Consider the following 16899-nt stretch of genomic DNA (forward strand, 5'->3'; position numbering starts at 1 on the left):
GGTCTCGACGAAACCGCTTCGCATGATTAGCTTATCTGCCATCTCAAACAACGGAGTGGCCATGTTGATCCATGACGATATTTTCACCTGGAAGGGGTTCGGCGGCGTCTATCAGCTGGCGGCCGGCAGATGCCGCCTTCGTATTTTCGATCTGTCACGGGGCGACCACAGGAACGTCACGCTTCTGAAGCCCATCGTGGTGGTCGTGTCCGACCTGCCGCACACCGGCACCGGCTTGAGATCGGTGTCGGTACGTAGCTGTACGAGCCACATCGCCACCTGCGTCGCCCATCAATTCAACATCGCACCCCAGCGGATGACCTATGTGGAGTATTACCCCGCCTCACGCTATGGCATGAACAACGAGCGTGTCATTCCGGCCAAGATCGACGCCGTTGAGTTCACCTGGTTCGACGACAAGGCCATGCACCCCAAATGGCGGCCATTGCCATCGCCCATGCTGGAAACCGTGATGGAATTGATCGAACAGAGCGAAGCGGCATCGGCGCAACGGTGAAATTTGACGACACCGAAAAAATCCAATATCTGCCAAGGCCATTCATGGCTTCTCAGTGTCGGCAAAAGATGGTAAGAGAAGGTTTTTCGCTCGGCGAATGCTCGATTATCGCGAGGATAGGGCCATCGACACCATGCGTTTTCGCCCCTGCATCGACCTGCATCAAGGCAAAGTCAAACAAATCGTGGGCGGCTCCCTGTCGGACGACGATCCGGAAGGGGTGCAGACCAATTTCGAAACCGGGCAACCCCCCGAGTGGTTCGCCCGCCTTTACCGGCGGGACAACCTGACCGGCGGCCATGTCATTCAATTGGGACCCGGCAACCGGCAGGCGGCCGAAGCGGCCCTGGCCGCATGGCCCGGCGGTCTGCAACTCGGCGGGGGAGTGACAATAGACAATGCCGCCCGATGGCTCGATGCGGGCGCCGCGGCGGTCATCGTGACCTCCTGGGTGTTTCACCACGGCACCGTGGATATGGATCGGCTCCGGCAGCTAAGCCGCCTCGTGGGTCCGGATCGCCTGGTCCTCGACTTGAGCTGCCGGCGCAAGGGCGACGATTATTTTATCGTCACCGACCGATGGCAGACGTTTACGCGTGAATGTATCACGCCCCGGCTTCTGGACCGCCTGGCGCCTTTCTGTTATGAGTACCTGGTGCACGGCGTGGACGTCGAAGGCCGCTGCCAGGGTATCGAAACCGACCTGGTGGCCCTGCTCGGCCGATGGGCGGGCATTCCGATCACCTACGCCGGTGGTATAGATTCCCAGGCCGCCCTGGAAACCATCCAACGCTTGGGAGACGGCCGCATCGACTTTACGGTGGGCAGTGCGTTGGATATCTTCGGCGGCCGCCAGCTGGCGTATCGTGACCTGGCGCGCCGCTATGGCGGCGGCCATTCCAAAAACACCAAGCGACGTTAACCGTCTGCGGACCAGGCGCAACGGCCCCAAGAGGAGGAAAAAATGAAGAAAACGATGACCCGTTGGTTCGCTCTGGCACTGTGTGCCCAATTCGCCCTTTCTGCCTGTACGACCATCAATCCCTATACCCAGGAAAAACAGGTGAGCAAGGCGGCCATCGGCGCCGGTGTGGGTGCTCTGGGTGGCGCGGCCATCGGCCTGATCACCGCCAAGAGCAAGGACCGGCAGCGCAATGCCCTGATCGGCGCCGGCGTCGGCGCCCTGGCCGGCGGCGGTGTCGGCTACTATATGGATGTCCAGGAAGCCAAGCTGCGCCAGCGCCTGGGCAACTCGGGCGTCAGCGTGACCCGCGTCGGAGACCAGATCATGCTGAACATGCCCGGCAATGTCACCTTCCGCACCGACTCATCGGACATCAGCGCCGATTTTTACGAGGTGCTCAACTCGGTGGCCATCGTGCTCAACGAATATAACAAGACCACCATCGACGTGATCGGCCATACCGACGATGTGGGCGCGGAGAGCTACAATCAGCAGTTGTCCGAACGGCGGGCGCGCAGCGTGGCCGAATACCTGGCGGGCCAGAAGGTGTTGCCAGAGCGTCTGCTCATCGCGGGCCGGGGCGAAACCCAGCCCATCGCCTCGAACAGCACCCCCGAAGGCCGATCGGCCAACCGACGGGTGACCATTCAGATCAGCCCGATCGTTCAGAATTGAGGATATAGACCCTCGGCACCCGATCTGTCAGGGCCGCCACCACCTCATAGTTGATGGTGCTCAGCGTCGCGGCGACTTCATCGGCGCTGATCCCGGCCCCATTCTGACGGCCGATCAACACCACCTCGTCGCCCATAGATACACCCGGCACCCCGCCCACGTCGATCATGGTTAGATCCATGCAGACCCGGCCGACGATGGGCACCCGTTGCCCGCGGACCAGCATGGTGCCCCGGTTGGACAATCCCCGGCTGTAACCGTCGGCATATCCGATCGGCACGGTGGCGATAACTGTGGGTTTGCGTGTCTGGAAGGTGCATCCGTAACTGATGCAGGTGCCGGCCGTCACCGGTTTGAGATGGACGATCCTGGCTTTGAGTGAAAGGGCCGGCTTCAAATCGATGCGGCCGCGATCGACCTCTTCGGAGGGATAGAGACCGTAGAGGGAGATGCCGGCCCGCACCATATCCAGATGGGTCTCGGGCATCTCCATGATGGCGCCGCTGTTGGCGGCGTGACGCAACCCTACCTTCACCCCGCGGGAGGCCAACCGATCGAGAAGTCTCGAAAAAAGATCGAACTGCCGGCGGGCGTAGCCTTTGTCGGCCTGATCGGCGGTGGCGAAATGGGTGAAAATCCCCTGGATGACGAGGCCGTCGATCCGGGAGATGCGTTCGACCGTCTCGGCGGCCGTGTCGATACCGGCGCCGCCCTGATCCCCGCAAGGAATTCCCAGTCGCCCCATGCCCGTATCGACCTTGATATGAACCGGCAGGGTTCGGCCTTGGGTCCGGGCTGCGGCGGCCATGGCCCGGGCGTTTTCCAGGGAATAGACCGCGGGCACGAGGGCATGGGTGATCAATTCGGCCGTCCGGTCGGACGGCGTGAATCCAAAAATCAGGATGGGAGCCGCGATACCGGCCCGTCGCAGCGCCAGCCCCTCGTCGATGCGGGCCACCCCCAGGTCCGTGGCCCCGTTTGTCAGGGCCATGCGCGCCACCTGCTCGGCACCGTGACCATAGGCATTGGCCTTGACCGCCACCAGCAGGCGCGCCTTCGGATCGACGATGCGCCGCAGCTCGCGGACGTTATGGGCAATGGCGGTCAGGTCGATCTCGGCCCAGACCAGGTGCGCAGATGCCGGTCCTGCCATTTAAAGCACCTGCTCCAACGGTGAATAGGTCATCCCGAAGGCTTCGGCCACCGCCGGGTGGGTTACTTTGCCCAGAACGACGTTGGCACCGGATCTCATCTCCGCGCTCTCCTGCATGGCCCGGTGCCATCCCTTGTCGGCAATCTCCAGGGCATACGGCAAAGTGGCATTGGTCAGGGCCCAGGTGGAGGTCTTGGCCACGGCCCCCGGCATGTTGGCCACGGTGTAGTGAACGATGCCATCCACCACATACACCGGATCGGCATGGGTCGTGGGACGGGATGTCTCGAAGCATCCCCCCTGATCGATGGCCACATCCACCAGCACCGACCCTGGTTTCATGGTCTTGAGCATCTCCCGGGTCACCAGGCGGGGCGCCTTGGCGCCGGGAATCAGCACCGCACCGATCACCGCGTCGGCCTTCTGGATCAGATCGCGCAGAACGGCCGGACTGGACATGAGCAAAAAACAGTTGGCCGGCATGACCTCGGCCAGATGCCTCAAGCGTTGAAGATTGTTGTCGAGCAGATAGACCTTGGCCCCCAGGCCGCAGGCCATCCTGGCCGCATGGGTGCCGACCACGCCGCCGCCGATGATCACGACGGTGGCCGGATCGACGCCCGGTACGCCGCCCAGCAGCACGCCGCGGCCGCCCTGTGCCATTTCGAGGTATTTGGCGGCCTGCTGGATGGCCATGCGCCCGGCCACTTCGCTCATGGGGGTGAGCAGCGGCAGGGTCCCGTCCGTCTTTTTGATGGTTTCGTAGGCGATGTTGACCGATCCGGCGTCGATCAGGGCCCGGGTCAGCGTTTCGTTGGCGGCCAGATGCAAATAGGTGAAAACGATCTGACCGGATCGGATCAGCCCATACTCCTGGGGCAAGGGTTCCTTGACGTGCATCACCATCTCGGCCTTCTTGTAGATGGCTGCCGCCTTGGCCGTGATTTGGGCCCCGGCCTGGGCATAGGCCTCATCGGGAAAACCGCTGCCCCGGCCGGCCCCCTTTTCCACCAGAATAGTATGGCCGGCGCGGTGCAGCATCTCCACGCCGGCCGGCGTCATGGCCACCCGGTTCTCTTCGGCCTTGATCTCTTTGAGCACCCCGATGATCATAAGAACTCCTATAGGGTCTCGATGGCGCAGGCCATGGATACGCCGCCGCCGCCGCACAGGGTGGCCAGCCCCAGGTTCTTGCCCCGGCTGCGCAGCAGATGCAGGAGGGTGACCATGATACGGCAACCGGTGGCGCCCACCGGATGGCCCAGCCCGATGCCCGAGCCGTTGACATTGGTGATCTCGCGGTTGAGGTTCAATTCCCGTTCGCACCCCAGGTATTGACCGGCAAAGGCCTCGTTGAGTTCGATCAGTTCGAAGTCGGACAGCTTCAAATCGCTGTGGTCGAGCAGATGGCGCACCGCCGGCACCGGGGAAAGTCCCATGACCGAGGGATGGCAGGCCCCGCGGCCCACGGCCCGGATGCGTGCCAGGGGCTGCAAGCCGAGCTCCTTGGCTTTTTCGGCGGACATGATCACCATGGCGGCCGAGCCATCGTTGATGCCGCTGCTGTTGCCGGCGGTCACCTTGCCGGTGTTGGGTATAAAGGCCGGGGGCAGTTTCTGAAGATCGGCCATGGTCAGGCCGGGGCGGAAATGCTCGTCCTTGTCGAACACCAGGGGCTCTTTCTTTTTGCGGGGGATTTCAATGGGCACGATTTCGGGTTTGAAGTCGCCGTCGCGGGTGGCACGCTCGGCATTGTTGTGGCTGCGCAGGGCCACCTCGTCCATCTCCTCGCGGGAAATGCCGTGATGCTGGGCGATGAATTCGGTCGTGTGCCCCATGATATAGGGTTTGCCTTTAAAGAGGCTCAGCGGCGGCTGGCTTGCATCCACCGGACCGTCTTCGGGATGGGGGATGATGTGCGATCCGCAGTGCAGGGCCCAGATGAGCGCATCCACAAAGGTGTGGTCCTGGAGGCGGCAGCCCCAGCGCGCCTTGGGCACCTGATAGGCGACGCCGGACATGTGCTCCACGCCGCCGGCCAGGATGATGTCCGCCATCCCGGTTTGAATCATGGCCATGCCGGAGATGACCGCCTCCATGCCGGAAATACAGACCCGATTGATGGTCACGGCTGGCACGCTGTCAGGAATACCGGCCAGCAGAGCGCCGACGCGGGTGACGTTCAGCGCATCGGCCGGCTCCATGCAGCAGCCGAAACGCACATCGTCGACCAGGGCCGGATCGAGTTTGGCGCGCGATAGGGCCTCCTTCATCGACACACTGGCGATGTGGGCGGCATGTTGATCGCGCAAGGAACCCCCAAAACCACCGATAGCCGTTCGGCAAGCCGAAACGATAACGACGTCTTTCATAACCTCTCCTTCAATTTGAATGGGTTTCGGCCACAACACGGATTTGGACCGGGTCTACAGCAGGGACCTGAAAAGCTCGTGGGTAGAGTTAGCCTAGGGTGGGGTAGCTGTCAAGCAACTAGCGGAGACTTGAAATCTTCATGGCGTATTGTTTGGGATCTTCCTCGTACTCGGCGATGCGAACGTTTTGCATCTCATTGGGGATAATGATCTTTTTGTGGGGACCGACCACCGAGGTTTTAGAGTAGACCATGCCGCTGGCCTTGACCACCGGGATGCCGGGATCGAGTTTGGCGGCCTCCTCCAAAACCGCCATTTGTTCCGCCGCGGCGTCGCTCTGCTCTTCCATCTCCTTGATCTGATGTTGCAAGGCGGCCATCTTGGCGCGCACCAGGTCGTCCTGGGACATGATTCTTTTGACTTGCTCATCGAGCTGATCGTATTTTTTCCCCAAATCGTCTATCAGCTCCTCAATCAGGCTCCGTTTTTCGGCGCTGGCGGCGATGGTCGGCGTCTCGAGCTTTGCTTCAAGCTGACGCTTTTGCACCATGCAACCGTCCTGGTCCTGTGCCACGGCGCCCAACTCTGCATCCAGATCATCGATTCGGCCCCTGAGCTGGGCCACCTCCGCTTCGGCCGCCGCGCGCGACTCGGCCAACTGCTCGATCTGTTGTTCGGCCAGCTCCATGTCGCGCTGGAACTTGAAATCCACCCCCACGGTCAGCTCGCTGGGCTTGGACGCCTGGGTGCCGATGTCTTTGACCTGGACCCCCTTTTTTGCCGTGATCGTGGAGGCGATGATCTTGCCGCTCTCCACCAGGCAACGGCCGTTGATGGCGATAGTGCAACCGAAGATCTCCTTTTGCACTACCAGGTCGCCCAGCACCTCCACCGTGGAATTGTGGAGGTGGCTCGCCTTCAGGTTCCCACCGACGATAACCTTGGACCCATAAATGCCGGCATCGCTGATCAGATCCTCGCTCAGTTCGATCCTGGCATTCTGAATCTCCTTGACGCTCAGGCTGGCGCCGGTCACCTTGTAACCACTGGTAACGCCGCCATTGACCTCTATGTGGCCGTCAAAGTCGATATTGCCGGTTTCGACGCCGATATCCCCATCGATGGGCAGCACCTTGAACACACCGATGCGGCCATCGATACCGAGCTTGGGCATGCCGTCGCATTTGGCCACGATCTGCTGCCCGTCTTCCGACCGTCCGGCACCCTTGGTAAACTTCAAGGCCGGTTCCTTGATCCGCGGCGGCGGCACTTCCAGACCATAGACATTGGTTCCCGGCCGGCCTGGGTCACCGCCCTCTTTTTCCGCCAGCAGATCCCCCTCCTTGACCTGGGGGATGTCGCCACGGTTTTTCCAATCCATGGTGCCATCTTCGAGCAGGGTGCCGATGCGCATGGGATCGGTGTCGAAATAGTAGCGCACTTCGGCCGGTCGTCCTGGAACAGGTGGTTCTCCCCGCGCAACGATAAAGGGGTCGATGGGCATGGGGCTCTTTTCGAGGTGGGCGGAGAGCAATTGATCGCTGATCAGGCCGAAAACGATCTCGCGCTCTGCCAAGAGGCGTTTGACATCATGGATCGGGGGTGCGACAAAGTTATTACCCGCCGGTGCGATGGTAACGGTGAGCTTGTCATCGGAGACGGCGATGTTCAGACAGGTGTTCGGGTCGCAATACTGGGGGCCGTTGTCAACAGCCGCATCTTCCCCTGCCGCCGCCTCTTCAGGCAGGATGCCGTTTTTCAAGGCCAGCACCCGGTCCACCTGCTCCTCGGTCAACAACCCCATTTTGTGCAGCACGGATCCGAGGGGCATATAGACTTTGGTTCGGCCCGAAATGCAGCGCTGGATCACCAGGGCGCGTTCGATCTTCTCCCTGGTCACCAGGTTTTCTCTCACTGCAATGTCGCCGAACATTTCGTCCTGGCGTTGCAAACTCGGCATAGGTGCCCCCCCTCGGCCGTACGGACTCATGCCTGCTATCGCCATCGGTGCGCTAAACTTTATTAAAAACAGGCACTTCGGGCATCACCCGTGTAAATCGACGCTCAGTCCAAGACCGAGCTGCTGCAACATTTCGGCCATCTCCTGCTGGCTTTCGGCCATCTGCTTGAGAATGGCCGTTTGCATCGTGGCATTGGTCTCGAGCTGGCGCACGATACCCGCCATTGCCGTATTGGTGCTTATGGGTGATAATTCCATGTACGATTCCTTCCGGGCCGATCCTCATCATGCATGTTATCGCACCCTGCGAAAAATACTTGAGTCCGGCTGCATCTCGGCGGCCTGGAACGGGTTGAATTGATAATTGTCAAGTGAATCGGGAGACGATAGAAGGAAATCGCAACGGCCGGACCAAAGCCGGAAACCATAGGAGAAATCGAACCCTTGAACCCAAGTCGATCCATGGCGGAGGTCACCGGCCGCCAGCGCCACGTGGTCCTGGTGGCCCCCGAGGTGCATTGGAACACCGGCAATATCGGTCGAACCTGCCTGGGGGCCGGCGCCATGCTGCACCTGGTGCGTCCGCTGGGCTTTTCCCTTGACAGCAAACAGGTCAAACGTGCCGGCCTCGATTACTGGCCCAGGGTTTCCCTTTCTGTATGGGACGACTTTGAACACTTCATGGCCGGTATGGCACCCAAAGAGGAGGAAATCGTCCTGCTGACCAAGGGCGGCCGACAGCCTTACTGGCGGCTGCCGGCGATGACCCGATTGTTTCTGGTATTCGGATCCGAAACCCGGGGGCTGCCGGCAGCCATCCTGTCTCGATTCGAACGCCATACCTATTATATTCCCATCTGTGAGGAGATTCGTTGTCTCAACCTGTCAACGGCCGTGGGAATCGCCTTGTACGAAAGCTTGCGGCCGGTTCAGCCAACCCTCTCAGTATGAAATGATTTTCTCATTTTATATTGCCTTTTCCTCTCAAAGTGAAGTGCCCGCCATGTTCCGCCCCTGGATCGAGCCAGGCTTTTTGAAAAATAATATATAAAAAGATCAAACTGTTTCATGGTACCCGCGCGCATTTCGACCTTATGGCAAACTAATTGCTTTATCGTTGATCAAAGGAACCCCAAAAGGAAAGGTGTCGTGCCATGATCGACTTTATCATCGCCGCAGTGCTCTACCTGGCATTGATGTTTGTGTTGTTTTTCTGCCTCTCGTTCGTGACGATCGGCATTACCTATGCGGCCACATCTTTTGTTCGCCGTTGCCTCGGTCGGTTTCGATCCCCCGATCTGGTCTTGAAATAACCCGAAGACCGGCCGGCAATTATCGTTGCCGGAGCTTCTGGCCCATCCAACTGCAAAGGGCGCGAAACCTGCGCCCTTTTGCTTTTTTCACCCGCCGCCACCCTTCGCCGTCTCTTCATCCAGGACCGCCTCACCCGTGTCGGATACGGTCCATCGCCGCATTTCCACTGAAACCAAAATCGGGGTTGTCAAACGGTCCGGTATTGTGATGAGATGATGCCGTTCAAGCAGATGCATGAAATCGGCAAACGAAACGTCATACTCATTTAAAGGAGTCTCTCGCCATGCCCAACGCGACGATCTGTCAGAAAGTGGCAAGTTTCGTCTTTATAGGCTTGATCGCCCTGATGATCCACACGCCGACAACACAGGCCGAGTACCGCAACCCCGCCGTGCCGGGGCAAGATACGGCCGCCTACTGGATGGACAAGGGGGGCTTGTACAGTACCTATGGCAATTTTCCCGCCGCCATCAGGGCCTTTGAAAAATCGCTGGCCCTGTCCCCCAATAACAGCGAAGCCTATTTTGATATGGGCGTCGCCTACGGCGAAATGGGCGACTATCAAAATGCCCTGGAAAATATGTCAAAGGCCATTCGGCTCGACCCGACCAACGGTCGGTACCTGTATGGGCGTGCCTGGATCATGCTTCGCTCAGGCCGCCACAAGGAGGCCCAGGTGGAAATGACCCGAGCGGCCAATTTCGGTAGCGCCGATGCCAAGTTGTATCTGCAGCGAAGCGAAACCGGCCGTTAACACGCGGGCGCATCCACCGGATGACCGACACGACCATCAACCCTTGAAACAAGCGAAATGGCCCATGACATCATCCTGGCGACTGCTTTTAGCTTGCCTCGCCGTCGTGGCCTGCCAGGCGGGCTGTGACAATCAGAAGGTTGATTCGCTCCGGCATGAACTCGATCAACGCCAAAGCATCATCCAATCCCTCGATGCGCAAAACGCACGGATCGCACAACGTTGTCAACAACTCGAATCCGAGCTGGCAGACCTGCGGGTGGAACAGGATAACCTGACGGCCCAAAACGAGGAACTCGCCCAATGGTCCCGCAGACTCGCACAACGCTTCGGTCCAAGCGTCTGGTATTTTGGAGAAGGTGAAAAACCGTTACCGGTCAAGTCCTATGACTATGCCAAACCCACCACCCTTTTGGCCGAACTGAACCGCAGGTTCGGCCAGTCCAAACTGCCTCGCGCCGATTTGATCAAAATCGAGGGAACTGTCGCCTATGTGCGCATCGTGCCGGACCTGCAACTGACCCAGACCATGGGCACCACCGGTGCCACGAGCTATCTCCAGTCGGTCACGTACACCCTCACCTCCCTGCCCGGCATCGACGCTGTCGATTTCGACTTTGAGCCCGGGGATCATGCCATGCCGGGACGCTATTCAAGATAGCGGCTATCAGATTGAAAGCGGCCGCTTGTGCCTCGGACCCGTCAACCTGTCAGATTGATCGTCGGATAGGGCCGCCCCTTTCCCCCCCAAGCCAACCTCAATTATGATATTTTATATTATTTTCAAATTCTTATCCATGTGCGAGGCCCACCCACAACGACGATGGTACATCCATTGCTCCCTCTACTGGGCGATATCACACGCATGGAGGCAGTACTATGAACTGGAATTCACAATTCAAAACCCTGTTTCTCAAAAACCATAACCTCCTTTTCACAACAACCCGTTGCGCACAACTATTCAACCACCTGATTTTTTATATGCATTTATCATTTAACCGCCTTGGCACGATTGTTGATGGTACTGTACTCAACCATCAGCGCCACACCGACAGGAGGAACACTTTCTTCAGAATGACATGGATGGGTCATATGGAACAAAAGGACCTGCAAAGGACTCTGAAACACGGCATCGTACTCTATGTCGTGCTGGGCCTGCTGGTCATCCCATCCGGCATCTGCAGCCAGGGCCACCACATTGTTCCGGTCATCGACATCCTTTTACCGGAAACGATGGCACCTTCCGTACCGAGACTATCCCTCGACCTGATCGGCAACATGCCCTTGCACGCATTCGAAGATAACCTCCAACCCGCCACCCTTCCCCCACCGGCCGTCCTGACCGCCGGTGGGGAAGATCGGAAAGAACCTTCAGAAGCGCCTCCATTTTACGAGCACATTCTGCAGGCATCGCAAACCTATGAGGTGGACGTGGACCTGATCCGGGCCATTATCTTTGCCGAATCCAACTACAATCCCCAGGCCGTATCCCATCGCGGCGCAAGAGGCCTCATGCAACTCATGCCACGCACCGCAAAGGCGCTGGGCGTGAAAGACAGCTTTGATCCAGCCATGAACATCGATGGGGGCGTCCGCTATTTCAAGCAACTCCTCAACCGCTTTTCGGGGGATGTGCGCCTCGCCCTGGCGGCCTATAATGCCGGCAGCCGATATGTGCATAAATATGGGGGCATCCCGCCTTTCGGCGCCACCAAGCGTTACATCAAAAAAGTGCTGCACTACCACAACCGGTTCAAGGCGGAATCCGCATCCGGTCAAGCGGTCAATCCAGCCGTCTGATTCAACCCCTTTTTACCATAAACGCCCAAACAGGCATCGGCCACCTGCCCCACCCTCTCCGGGTTTACTGAATGGCATTCAGTTAGAATCGATAGCCCCAGGACATTTTCCTTGACCTGGGGAAGTGATCCACATAAGTTGGTCGTTTTTTTAATCTTCGGAGAGCGCACAACGCCTGCATCTTCCGGACAAACGATCTGCCGATGGGTTGCAGCGCCCGGTACCGGGAGGTCGGGCGGCGCACCATGACAAAGGAAATGCAATGATACGGATCATCCTCATTTTAATGACCATAGGGGTACCGGCACTGGCTCTGGCCGCTGATGGGCATGGCGCCGCAGTGGCCGACATGACCGGCACTTTCTATGGATATTTCGGGATCTTCATGTTTGTCGCGGCCTACACCCTCGTACCCCTGGAAAACAAGATCCACCTGCGCAAAAGCAAACCGGTACTACTGGCCGCCGGAGTCATCTGGGTGCTGCTGGCCCTGGCCTATCTGCAACAGGGCGACACCCACAGCGCCCACGCGGCGATTCAACACAATCTCCTCGAATATGCGGAGCTGTTCTTGTTCCTGCTTGCAGCCATGACCTACATCAACTCCCTGGAAGAGCGCAACGTGTTCCAGGCCCTGCGCGCCTGGCTGGTGAGCCGTGGTTTTTCACTGCGGTCGATCTTCTGGATCACCGGTCTGCTGGCCTTTTTCATTTCACCGGTGGCCGACAACCTCACTACGGCCCTGCTCATGGGAGCGGTGGTCATGGCCGTGGCCGGCGACAATGTCAAATTCGTGGCCCTGGCCTGCATCAACGTGGTGGTGGCGGCCAATGCCGGCGGGGCTTTTTCGCCATTCGGCGACATCACCACATTGATGGTGTGGCAAAAAGGCAAGTTGGCCTTTCATGAATTTTTCGACATCTTCCTGCCGTCGGCGGTCAACTGGTTGATCCCGGCGATTTTCATGAGCCTGGCCGTGGGCAACGAGCCTCCCCAAAGACTCAAGGAGAAGATCCGGGTCAAGTTCGGCGGCTTCGTCATCATCGGCCTGTTTCTGGCCACCATCATCACCGCCGTGTCGTTCCACAACTTTCTGCATCTGCCGCCGGCCGCCGGCATGATGCTGGGCATGGCCTATCTGGGCGGGTTTGCTTACTATATCAAATGGTATGAGGGCCGCAGCGAATCCTACGACGGCATCCTCGGCACCCGGGGCGACCTCTCCTACCAGCCGCTCATGCGGCTGGTGGAACGCAAGGTGAGTTTCGACAAAATAATTGAAAGGATTCCCGAACCCACCTTTGCCATCGATAAAAACCACGTGATCACCCATTGGAACCATGCCCTGGAGGAACTCACCGGACTCAAGGCCGAAAAGATGATCGGCACCCAGAACCAGTGGCAGCCATTTTACCCGCGCAAGCGGCCCTCAATGGCCGATCTGATCATCGACTACCAGCCTGAAAAGGCCATTGAACAACATTACAAACAAGGCTTTCGTAAAAACCCCCATGTAGAAAACGCCTACGATTCAAGCGCATTCTTTCCCGAGGTGGGCAACGGCGGCAAATGGATCACCTTTTCGGCTTTGCCGTTGAAAGATAGAGAGGGTCGGGTGATCGGCGCGGTGGAGGTGCTGCAGGATTTTACCGCTCAGAAACAGGCCGTGGCCCACTTCGACATCATGAAGCGCATATCCCAGGCCGAATGGGACACCCTGCTCTTTTTCTATGGGGTCATCCTCTGCGTGGGCGGCCTGGCCCAATTCGGCTACCTGGCGGTCATCTCCCAATTCATGTATCACGACCTGGGCCCCACCATGGCCAACGCCATGGTGGGGATACTATCGGCCATCGTGGACAATATCCCCGTGATGTTCGCCGTTTTGACCATGTCGCCGGAAATGTCCCACGGCCAGTGGCTGCTGGTCACGCTCACAGCCGGCGTGGGGGGCAGCCTGCTGTCGATCGGATCCGCGGCCGGCGTGGCCCTGATGGGAACGGCCCGGGGCAAATATACCTTCGGCGCGCACCTGAAATGGACCCCGGTGATCGCCCTCGGGTATGTGGCCGGCATCTTTTGTCACTTGTGGATCAATGCCAAGCTGATGTAGGATGCTTGAATTGTCCACGGCGGGCTGCGCCGCCCATGAAGACGGCATATGGAGATCATTGCGCTCAAATACCACACCCGGGGCTATCATGGTTGCCTGATCGATGGAAGCGGGTATGTGTTTTTCCAATTGAGCCGAAAGGGTAAGTTGCGGCGACTCAAGACCTATGCCCGGGAGGATTTCAGTGACCACGAGCATTTTCAGCACATGATGATGAAATATATGACGCCTTCCGCTTTTCTGAATCCACCTGTACCCATCGCGGCCCTGACACTGGCCGAATTGGACCGGGTGTACGACATCGTACGAGAAAGAGCCCAGGCGGTTTAAGAAAGGAAACAACGATCATGACCGACAATCAAGCCACCGACGCACGCATCAATCCCATGCGGCTCGGATACAATAGCCGATTCAAATTCAAATGCCACCCCGGCATCTCTTGCTTCACCCAGTGCTGCCGGGGTATCAACATCATCCTGACGCCCTACGACGTGATCCGCCTCAAGAAGCGCCTGGATCTGCCCTCGGACCAGTTTCTGGCCATCTACACCGAACCCCACCTGCTGGAAAAGACCGACCTGCCCATGGTCACCCTCAAGCACCTCGACGACGAACAAGAGTCGTGTCCGTTTGTACGCGAGGACGGTTGCATCGTCTATGAAGACCGCCCCACCGCCTGCCGCTACTATCCGCTGGGCGTGGCCAGCCTGCAACACAAGGAAGGCGCCGATGACGACGGTTTCTTTTTTTTCATCAACGAACCGCACTGCAAAGGGTTCGAGGAGGATTGCGACTGGACCGTCGCCGAGTGGCGCAAAGACCAGGCCGTGGACGAACGCGACGCGGTCAACGCCGAATGGACCGACCTGGTGGTGCGCAAACGCTCGTTTCCCCCCAACATCAAACTGACCGAGCAGGCCAAACAGATGTTCTTCATGGTCAGCTACAACGTCGACAAATTCCGGGAGTTCGTCTTCGGCAGCACCTTTCTCAAACGCATGCCGGTGGATCCGGAGACCGAAGCGCAGCTCAAAACCGACGATGTGGCCCTGTTCAAATTCGGCGTGAAATGGCTCAAGGGGTTGCTGTTCAAAGATCGCGATCCCCACGAGCAGGCGGCTGCCCAGAAAGAGTAAACCGAGTTGTCCGGATCGATGAGCTTGCCTCTTCTGATTCCTGAAATGCCCGCACCGTTCTATCGGTCGGGCATTTTTTTTCTGCGAGACGGCGCCGTCCCCTATGCTTTTACCAGTCGCCGCAGGTCGGCGATGTGACGCGCCGGGTAGACGTCGGTAGGGCAAACCCGGCTGCAGTTGAGGGCGCGCTCGCACAGGCGCTCGCCGCGCGGCGAGGCGGCCGCGGCAAGCAGGTCACGCTGTCGGGGGGAATCCACCTTGGCCATCTGGCGATGTAGGGCAGCCAAAGCGGCCGGTCCCATGAACTCGGCGTTGCGGTGGGCCGCCGGGCAGGAAGAGACACAGCAGCCGCATTCGATGCAGGCCTCCAGTCGTAGGGGTGGATCCGCGGCCGGCTCGGCGGCGCCTTCGATGGATTCGGCCGGTGTGAGCAGCGACCAGGCGGGATCGATATCCCGGTAAAATGGGGTCATTTCCACGGCCAGATCTCCCAGGCGCGGGAAGCCGTGCAACGGTTCGAGCACCACGGTTTCCGTATTCAGCGATAATATCAGGGTGGTGCAGGCCAGCCGTTCGATGCCGTTGATGCGACAGGCGCAAGTCCCGCAGGCGCTGTGGTGACAGGAGTGGCGGTACATGAGGCCGGCATCCTGGCGCAGTCGAATCTGCTCCAGACCGTCCAGCACGCTCATCTGGTCATCGACCGCCACGCGAAAGGATTGAAAGCGGGGCGGATCGATCAGACCCGGCTTGTAGCGTTCGATCCTGAATTCGATTTGAGGCGATGGTTTTTTTTCGGTCGTTTCACTTTTCATGTCACTGTCGTTTAAATGATACGGATGTTTCGGGCGGGCGTAAAGCCCGCCCCTACGAGATTCGGGTGGTGGCACCGGCCGCTACCATGCACCGGCGGCGTAGGGGCGGGGTTAATCCCCGCCCGCAGGACACCTGAACGCCTTAGGCAAACGACATTAATTACCCATGTCACCCCGCCAATAGCGCCGATAAGGCAGCAAGATCGTCTCCCGGGTATGGCAGGCAATGTCGCGGCCGGTCTTGCGGCCGATGAGGTCTGCGGTCTGCTCGGCCATGGCCCGCATGGTGGTGGCCTTGCCGCCGATCAGGGTGACCAGCCCCTCGATTCCATCCCGGGCGGCGTGGTCGAAACAATCGAAGGTCCGGCTGATGGCGAAGGGATCCTGATCCTGGCTGGATTGCAGCAGAGGGCGGCTGGCGCTCCAGACCGCATGGGGCGCCATGGCGGCCACGGCGGGCACCAGTTCGGCACAGAGTGAGAAGAGGCGGGCCACGTGTTCGGCCGGAGCCGTGACCTGGTCCGGATCGTCGGCCAGCCAGGCGGTGGTGCCCAGCACGCTCAAGCGGCGCTGGGGCACGATGATGTCGCCCTCACCGGCCGGATGCAGGCGATTGACCACGGCCTGGGTGACCCGGCCGCGCACCGCCACCATCACGCCCGGCCCGGGCTGGATGGGCACGCCGATACCGGCCATGGCCGCGATGCGGCCGGACCAGGGGCCGGCGGCGTTGACCACCAGATCCGCGCCGATGGTCTCGCTCAGGCCGCTGCGGTGGTCGATCACCCGGACGCCGGCCACCTGCCTGCCGAGCATCTTCAGGTCCGTCACTTCACAAAACGTTCGGATCGCGGCGCCGTTGGCCCGGGCCGTGGCAAAAAAGGCCATGGCCAGACGCCAGGCATCCATGACCGCATCGGGCACGCCAACGGCCGCCAGCAACGCCGGGTTGAGCGCCGGCTCGCGGGACATGGCTTGCCGTGGCGAAAGCGGCGCCGTTGGAATACCAGCCGCGTTGCAACCTTCCAGAAAACGATCCTGGTGGGAAATGTCCTCTTCGTTCAAGGCGATGAACAGCCCGCCGTTGGGCTCGATGGCCTCGGACGCGATATGGCGCAGAATTCGGTTCTCCTCGTAACACTCCCGGGCGGTCTCCGCATCGTGGAACACGTAACGGCCGCCGCTGTGGAGGAGACCGTGGTGTCGGCCGGTGGTTCCGGAAAGCAGCTCGCCCCGTTCCACCAGGGTGACCCGGTAGCCGCGCAGGGTCAAGTCGTGGGCCAGGGCGCCGCCCACGCCGCCGCCGATGATGAGGATGTGTTCCAT

Annotated in this window: 18 protein-coding genes; 11 read left to right on the top strand and 7 right to left on the bottom strand. The window is 59.6% G+C overall.

Features of this window, described 5'->3' with window-relative positions; genetic code table 11:
- Positions 1–61: 61 nt before the first annotated feature.
- From DFT_RS22145 to DFT_RS22155, 3 genes are all read left to right on the top strand, one after another.
- The gene (locus tag DFT_RS22145; RefSeq protein WP_054033414.1) at positions 62–517 is read left to right on the top strand and encodes a hypothetical protein; all 456 of its coding nucleotides are present in this window, start codon (positions 62–64) and stop codon (positions 515–517) included.
- Between the two features lie 97 nt (positions 518–614).
- On the top strand, positions 615–1439 hold the full coding sequence (gene hisA, locus DFT_RS22150) for a phosphoribosylformimino-5-aminoimidazole carboxamide ribotide isomerase (protein ID WP_305791200.1): 825 nt from the start codon (positions 615–617) through the stop codon (positions 1437–1439).
- Between the two features lie 42 nt (positions 1440–1481).
- A complete protein-coding gene (locus tag DFT_RS22155) occupies positions 1482–2156 on the top strand; it encodes a YiaD family glycine zipper/OmpA-like lipoprotein (RefSeq protein WP_054033416.1) in 675 nt (224 codons plus the stop codon).
- On the opposite strand, the gene alr is transcribed toward DFT_RS22155, so the two are convergent.
- From alr to DFT_RS26380, 5 genes are all read right to left on the bottom strand, one after another.
- Positions 2134–3309 (bottom strand): alanine racemase, encoded by a 1176-nt coding sequence (alr, locus tag DFT_RS22160; protein WP_054033418.1) that lies wholly within the window; start codon positions 3307–3309, stop codon positions 2134–2136. The two genes, DFT_RS22155 and alr, sit on opposite strands and share 23 nt — an antisense overlap.
- A complete protein-coding gene (gene ald, locus DFT_RS22165) occupies positions 3310–4422 on the bottom strand; it encodes an alanine dehydrogenase (protein ID WP_054033420.1) in 1113 nt (370 codons plus the stop codon).
- 8 nt (positions 4423–4430) lie between these two features.
- Complete coding sequence (locus DFT_RS22170) at positions 4431–5681, bottom strand: thiolase family protein (RefSeq protein WP_054033422.1); 1251 nt, start codon at positions 5679–5681, stop codon at positions 4431–4433.
- A 118-nt stretch (positions 5682–5799) separates the two neighbouring features.
- Positions 5800–7641: a FapA family protein gene (locus tag DFT_RS22175; protein WP_054033424.1), complete on the bottom strand. Its 1842-nt coding sequence runs from the start codon at positions 7639–7641 to the stop codon at positions 5800–5802.
- 84 nt (positions 7642–7725) lie between these two features.
- Entirely contained in the window at positions 7726–7899 is a 174-nt protein-coding gene (locus DFT_RS26380) for a hypothetical protein (protein ID WP_161807230.1), read from the bottom strand.
- 186 nt (positions 7900–8085) lie between these two features.
- Here DFT_RS26380 and DFT_RS22180 point away from each other — a divergent pair, with 186 nt between their 5' ends.
- From DFT_RS22180 to DFT_RS22210, 8 genes are all read left to right on the top strand, one after another.
- Positions 8086–8592 (top strand): tRNA (cytidine(34)-2'-O)-methyltransferase, encoded by a 507-nt coding sequence (locus DFT_RS22180; protein WP_235506304.1) that lies wholly within the window; start codon positions 8086–8088, stop codon positions 8590–8592.
- A 203-nt stretch (positions 8593–8795) separates the two neighbouring features.
- Entirely contained in the window at positions 8796–8954 is a 159-nt protein-coding gene (locus DFT_RS26385; RefSeq protein WP_161807231.1) for a hypothetical protein, read from the top strand.
- Positions 8955–9238: 284 nt separating this feature from the next.
- Positions 9239–9709 carry a tetratricopeptide repeat protein gene (locus DFT_RS22185; RefSeq protein WP_054033428.1) on the top strand — a complete coding sequence of 157 codons (471 nt, stop codon included), beginning with the start codon at positions 9239–9241 and terminating at the stop codon, positions 9707–9709.
- Positions 9710–9773: 64 nt separating this feature from the next.
- Entirely contained in the window at positions 9774–10370 is a 597-nt protein-coding gene (locus DFT_RS22190) for a hypothetical protein (protein ID WP_054033430.1), read from the top strand.
- A gap of 431 nt (positions 10371–10801) precedes the next feature.
- The gene (locus DFT_RS22195; RefSeq protein ID WP_054033432.1) at positions 10802–11509 is read left to right on the top strand and encodes a lytic transglycosylase domain-containing protein; all 708 of its coding nucleotides are present in this window, start codon (positions 10802–10804) and stop codon (positions 11507–11509) included.
- 262 nt (positions 11510–11771) lie between these two features.
- On the top strand, positions 11772–13622 hold the full coding sequence (nhaD, locus tag DFT_RS22200) for a sodium:proton antiporter NhaD (protein WP_054033433.1): 1851 nt from the start codon (positions 11772–11774) through the stop codon (positions 13620–13622).
- A 48-nt stretch (positions 13623–13670) separates the two neighbouring features.
- Complete coding sequence (locus DFT_RS22205; protein WP_054033435.1) at positions 13671–13952, top strand: hypothetical protein; 282 nt, start codon at positions 13671–13673, stop codon at positions 13950–13952.
- Between the two features lie 17 nt (positions 13953–13969).
- Positions 13970–14758, top strand: a complete 789-nt coding sequence (locus tag DFT_RS22210; protein ID WP_054033438.1) for a YkgJ family cysteine cluster protein — start codon at positions 13970–13972, stop codon at positions 14756–14758.
- 101 nt (positions 14759–14859) lie between these two features.
- Here DFT_RS22210 and DFT_RS22215 read toward each other — a convergent pair whose 3' ends face one another.
- Entirely contained in the window at positions 14860–15573 is a 714-nt protein-coding gene (locus tag DFT_RS22215; protein ID WP_054033440.1) for a succinate dehydrogenase/fumarate reductase iron-sulfur subunit, read from the bottom strand.
- A 156-nt stretch (positions 15574–15729) separates the two neighbouring features.
- On the bottom strand, positions 15730–16899 hold the full coding sequence (locus DFT_RS22220) for an FAD-dependent oxidoreductase (RefSeq protein ID WP_054033442.1): 1170 nt from the start codon (positions 16897–16899) through the stop codon (positions 15730–15732).

Origin of the sequence: Desulfatitalea tepidiphila (genome assembly GCF_001293685.1) — a bacterium.
Lineage (GTDB): Bacteria > Desulfobacterota > Desulfobacteria > Desulfobacterales > Desulfosarcinaceae > Desulfatitalea > Desulfatitalea tepidiphila.

Bases quoted from the DNA above. Each gene is read 5' to 3' on its own strand.
- DFT_RS22145 (WP_054033414.1), top strand. From the start codon at position 62: ATGTTGATCCATGACGATATTTTCACCTGGAAGGGGTTCGGCGGCGTC.
- hisA (WP_305791200.1), top strand. From the start codon at position 615: ATGCTCGATTATCGCGAGGATAGGGCCATCGACACCATGCGTTTTCGC.
- DFT_RS22155 (WP_054033416.1), top strand. From the start codon at position 1,482: ATGAAGAAAACGATGACCCGTTGGTTCGCTCTGGCACTGTGTGCCCAA.
- alr (WP_054033418.1), bottom strand. From the start codon at position 3,309: ATGGCAGGACCGGCATCTGCGCACCTGGTCTGGGCCGAGATCGACCTG.
- ald (WP_054033420.1), bottom strand. From the start codon at position 4,422: ATGATCATCGGGGTGCTCAAAGAGATCAAGGCCGAAGAGAACCGGGTG.
- DFT_RS22170 (WP_054033422.1), bottom strand. From the start codon at position 5,681: ATGAAAGACGTCGTTATCGTTTCGGCTTGCCGAACGGCTATCGGTGGT.
- DFT_RS22175 (WP_054033424.1), bottom strand. From the start codon at position 7,641: ATGCCGAGTTTGCAACGCCAGGACGAAATGTTCGGCGACATTGCAGTG.
- DFT_RS26380 (WP_161807230.1), bottom strand. From the start codon at position 7,899: ATGGAATTATCACCCATAAGCACCAATACGGCAATGGCGGGTATCGTG.
- DFT_RS26385 (WP_161807231.1), top strand. From the start codon at position 8,796: ATGATCGACTTTATCATCGCCGCAGTGCTCTACCTGGCATTGATGTTT.
- DFT_RS22185 (WP_054033428.1), top strand. From the start codon at position 9,239: ATGCCCAACGCGACGATCTGTCAGAAAGTGGCAAGTTTCGTCTTTATA.
- DFT_RS22190 (WP_054033430.1), top strand. From the start codon at position 9,774: ATGACATCATCCTGGCGACTGCTTTTAGCTTGCCTCGCCGTCGTGGCC.
- DFT_RS22195 (WP_054033432.1), top strand. From the start codon at position 10,802: ATGGAACAAAAGGACCTGCAAAGGACTCTGAAACACGGCATCGTACTC.
- nhaD (WP_054033433.1), top strand. From the start codon at position 11,772: ATGATACGGATCATCCTCATTTTAATGACCATAGGGGTACCGGCACTG.
- DFT_RS22205 (WP_054033435.1), top strand. From the start codon at position 13,671: ATGGAGATCATTGCGCTCAAATACCACACCCGGGGCTATCATGGTTGC.
- DFT_RS22210 (WP_054033438.1), top strand. From the start codon at position 13,970: ATGACCGACAATCAAGCCACCGACGCACGCATCAATCCCATGCGGCTC.
- DFT_RS22215 (WP_054033440.1), bottom strand. From the start codon at position 15,573: ATGAAAAGTGAAACGACCGAAAAAAAACCATCGCCTCAAATCGAATTC.
- DFT_RS22220 (WP_054033442.1), bottom strand. From the start codon at position 16,899: ATGGAACACATCCTCATCATCGGCGGCGGCGTGGGCGGCGCCCTGGCC.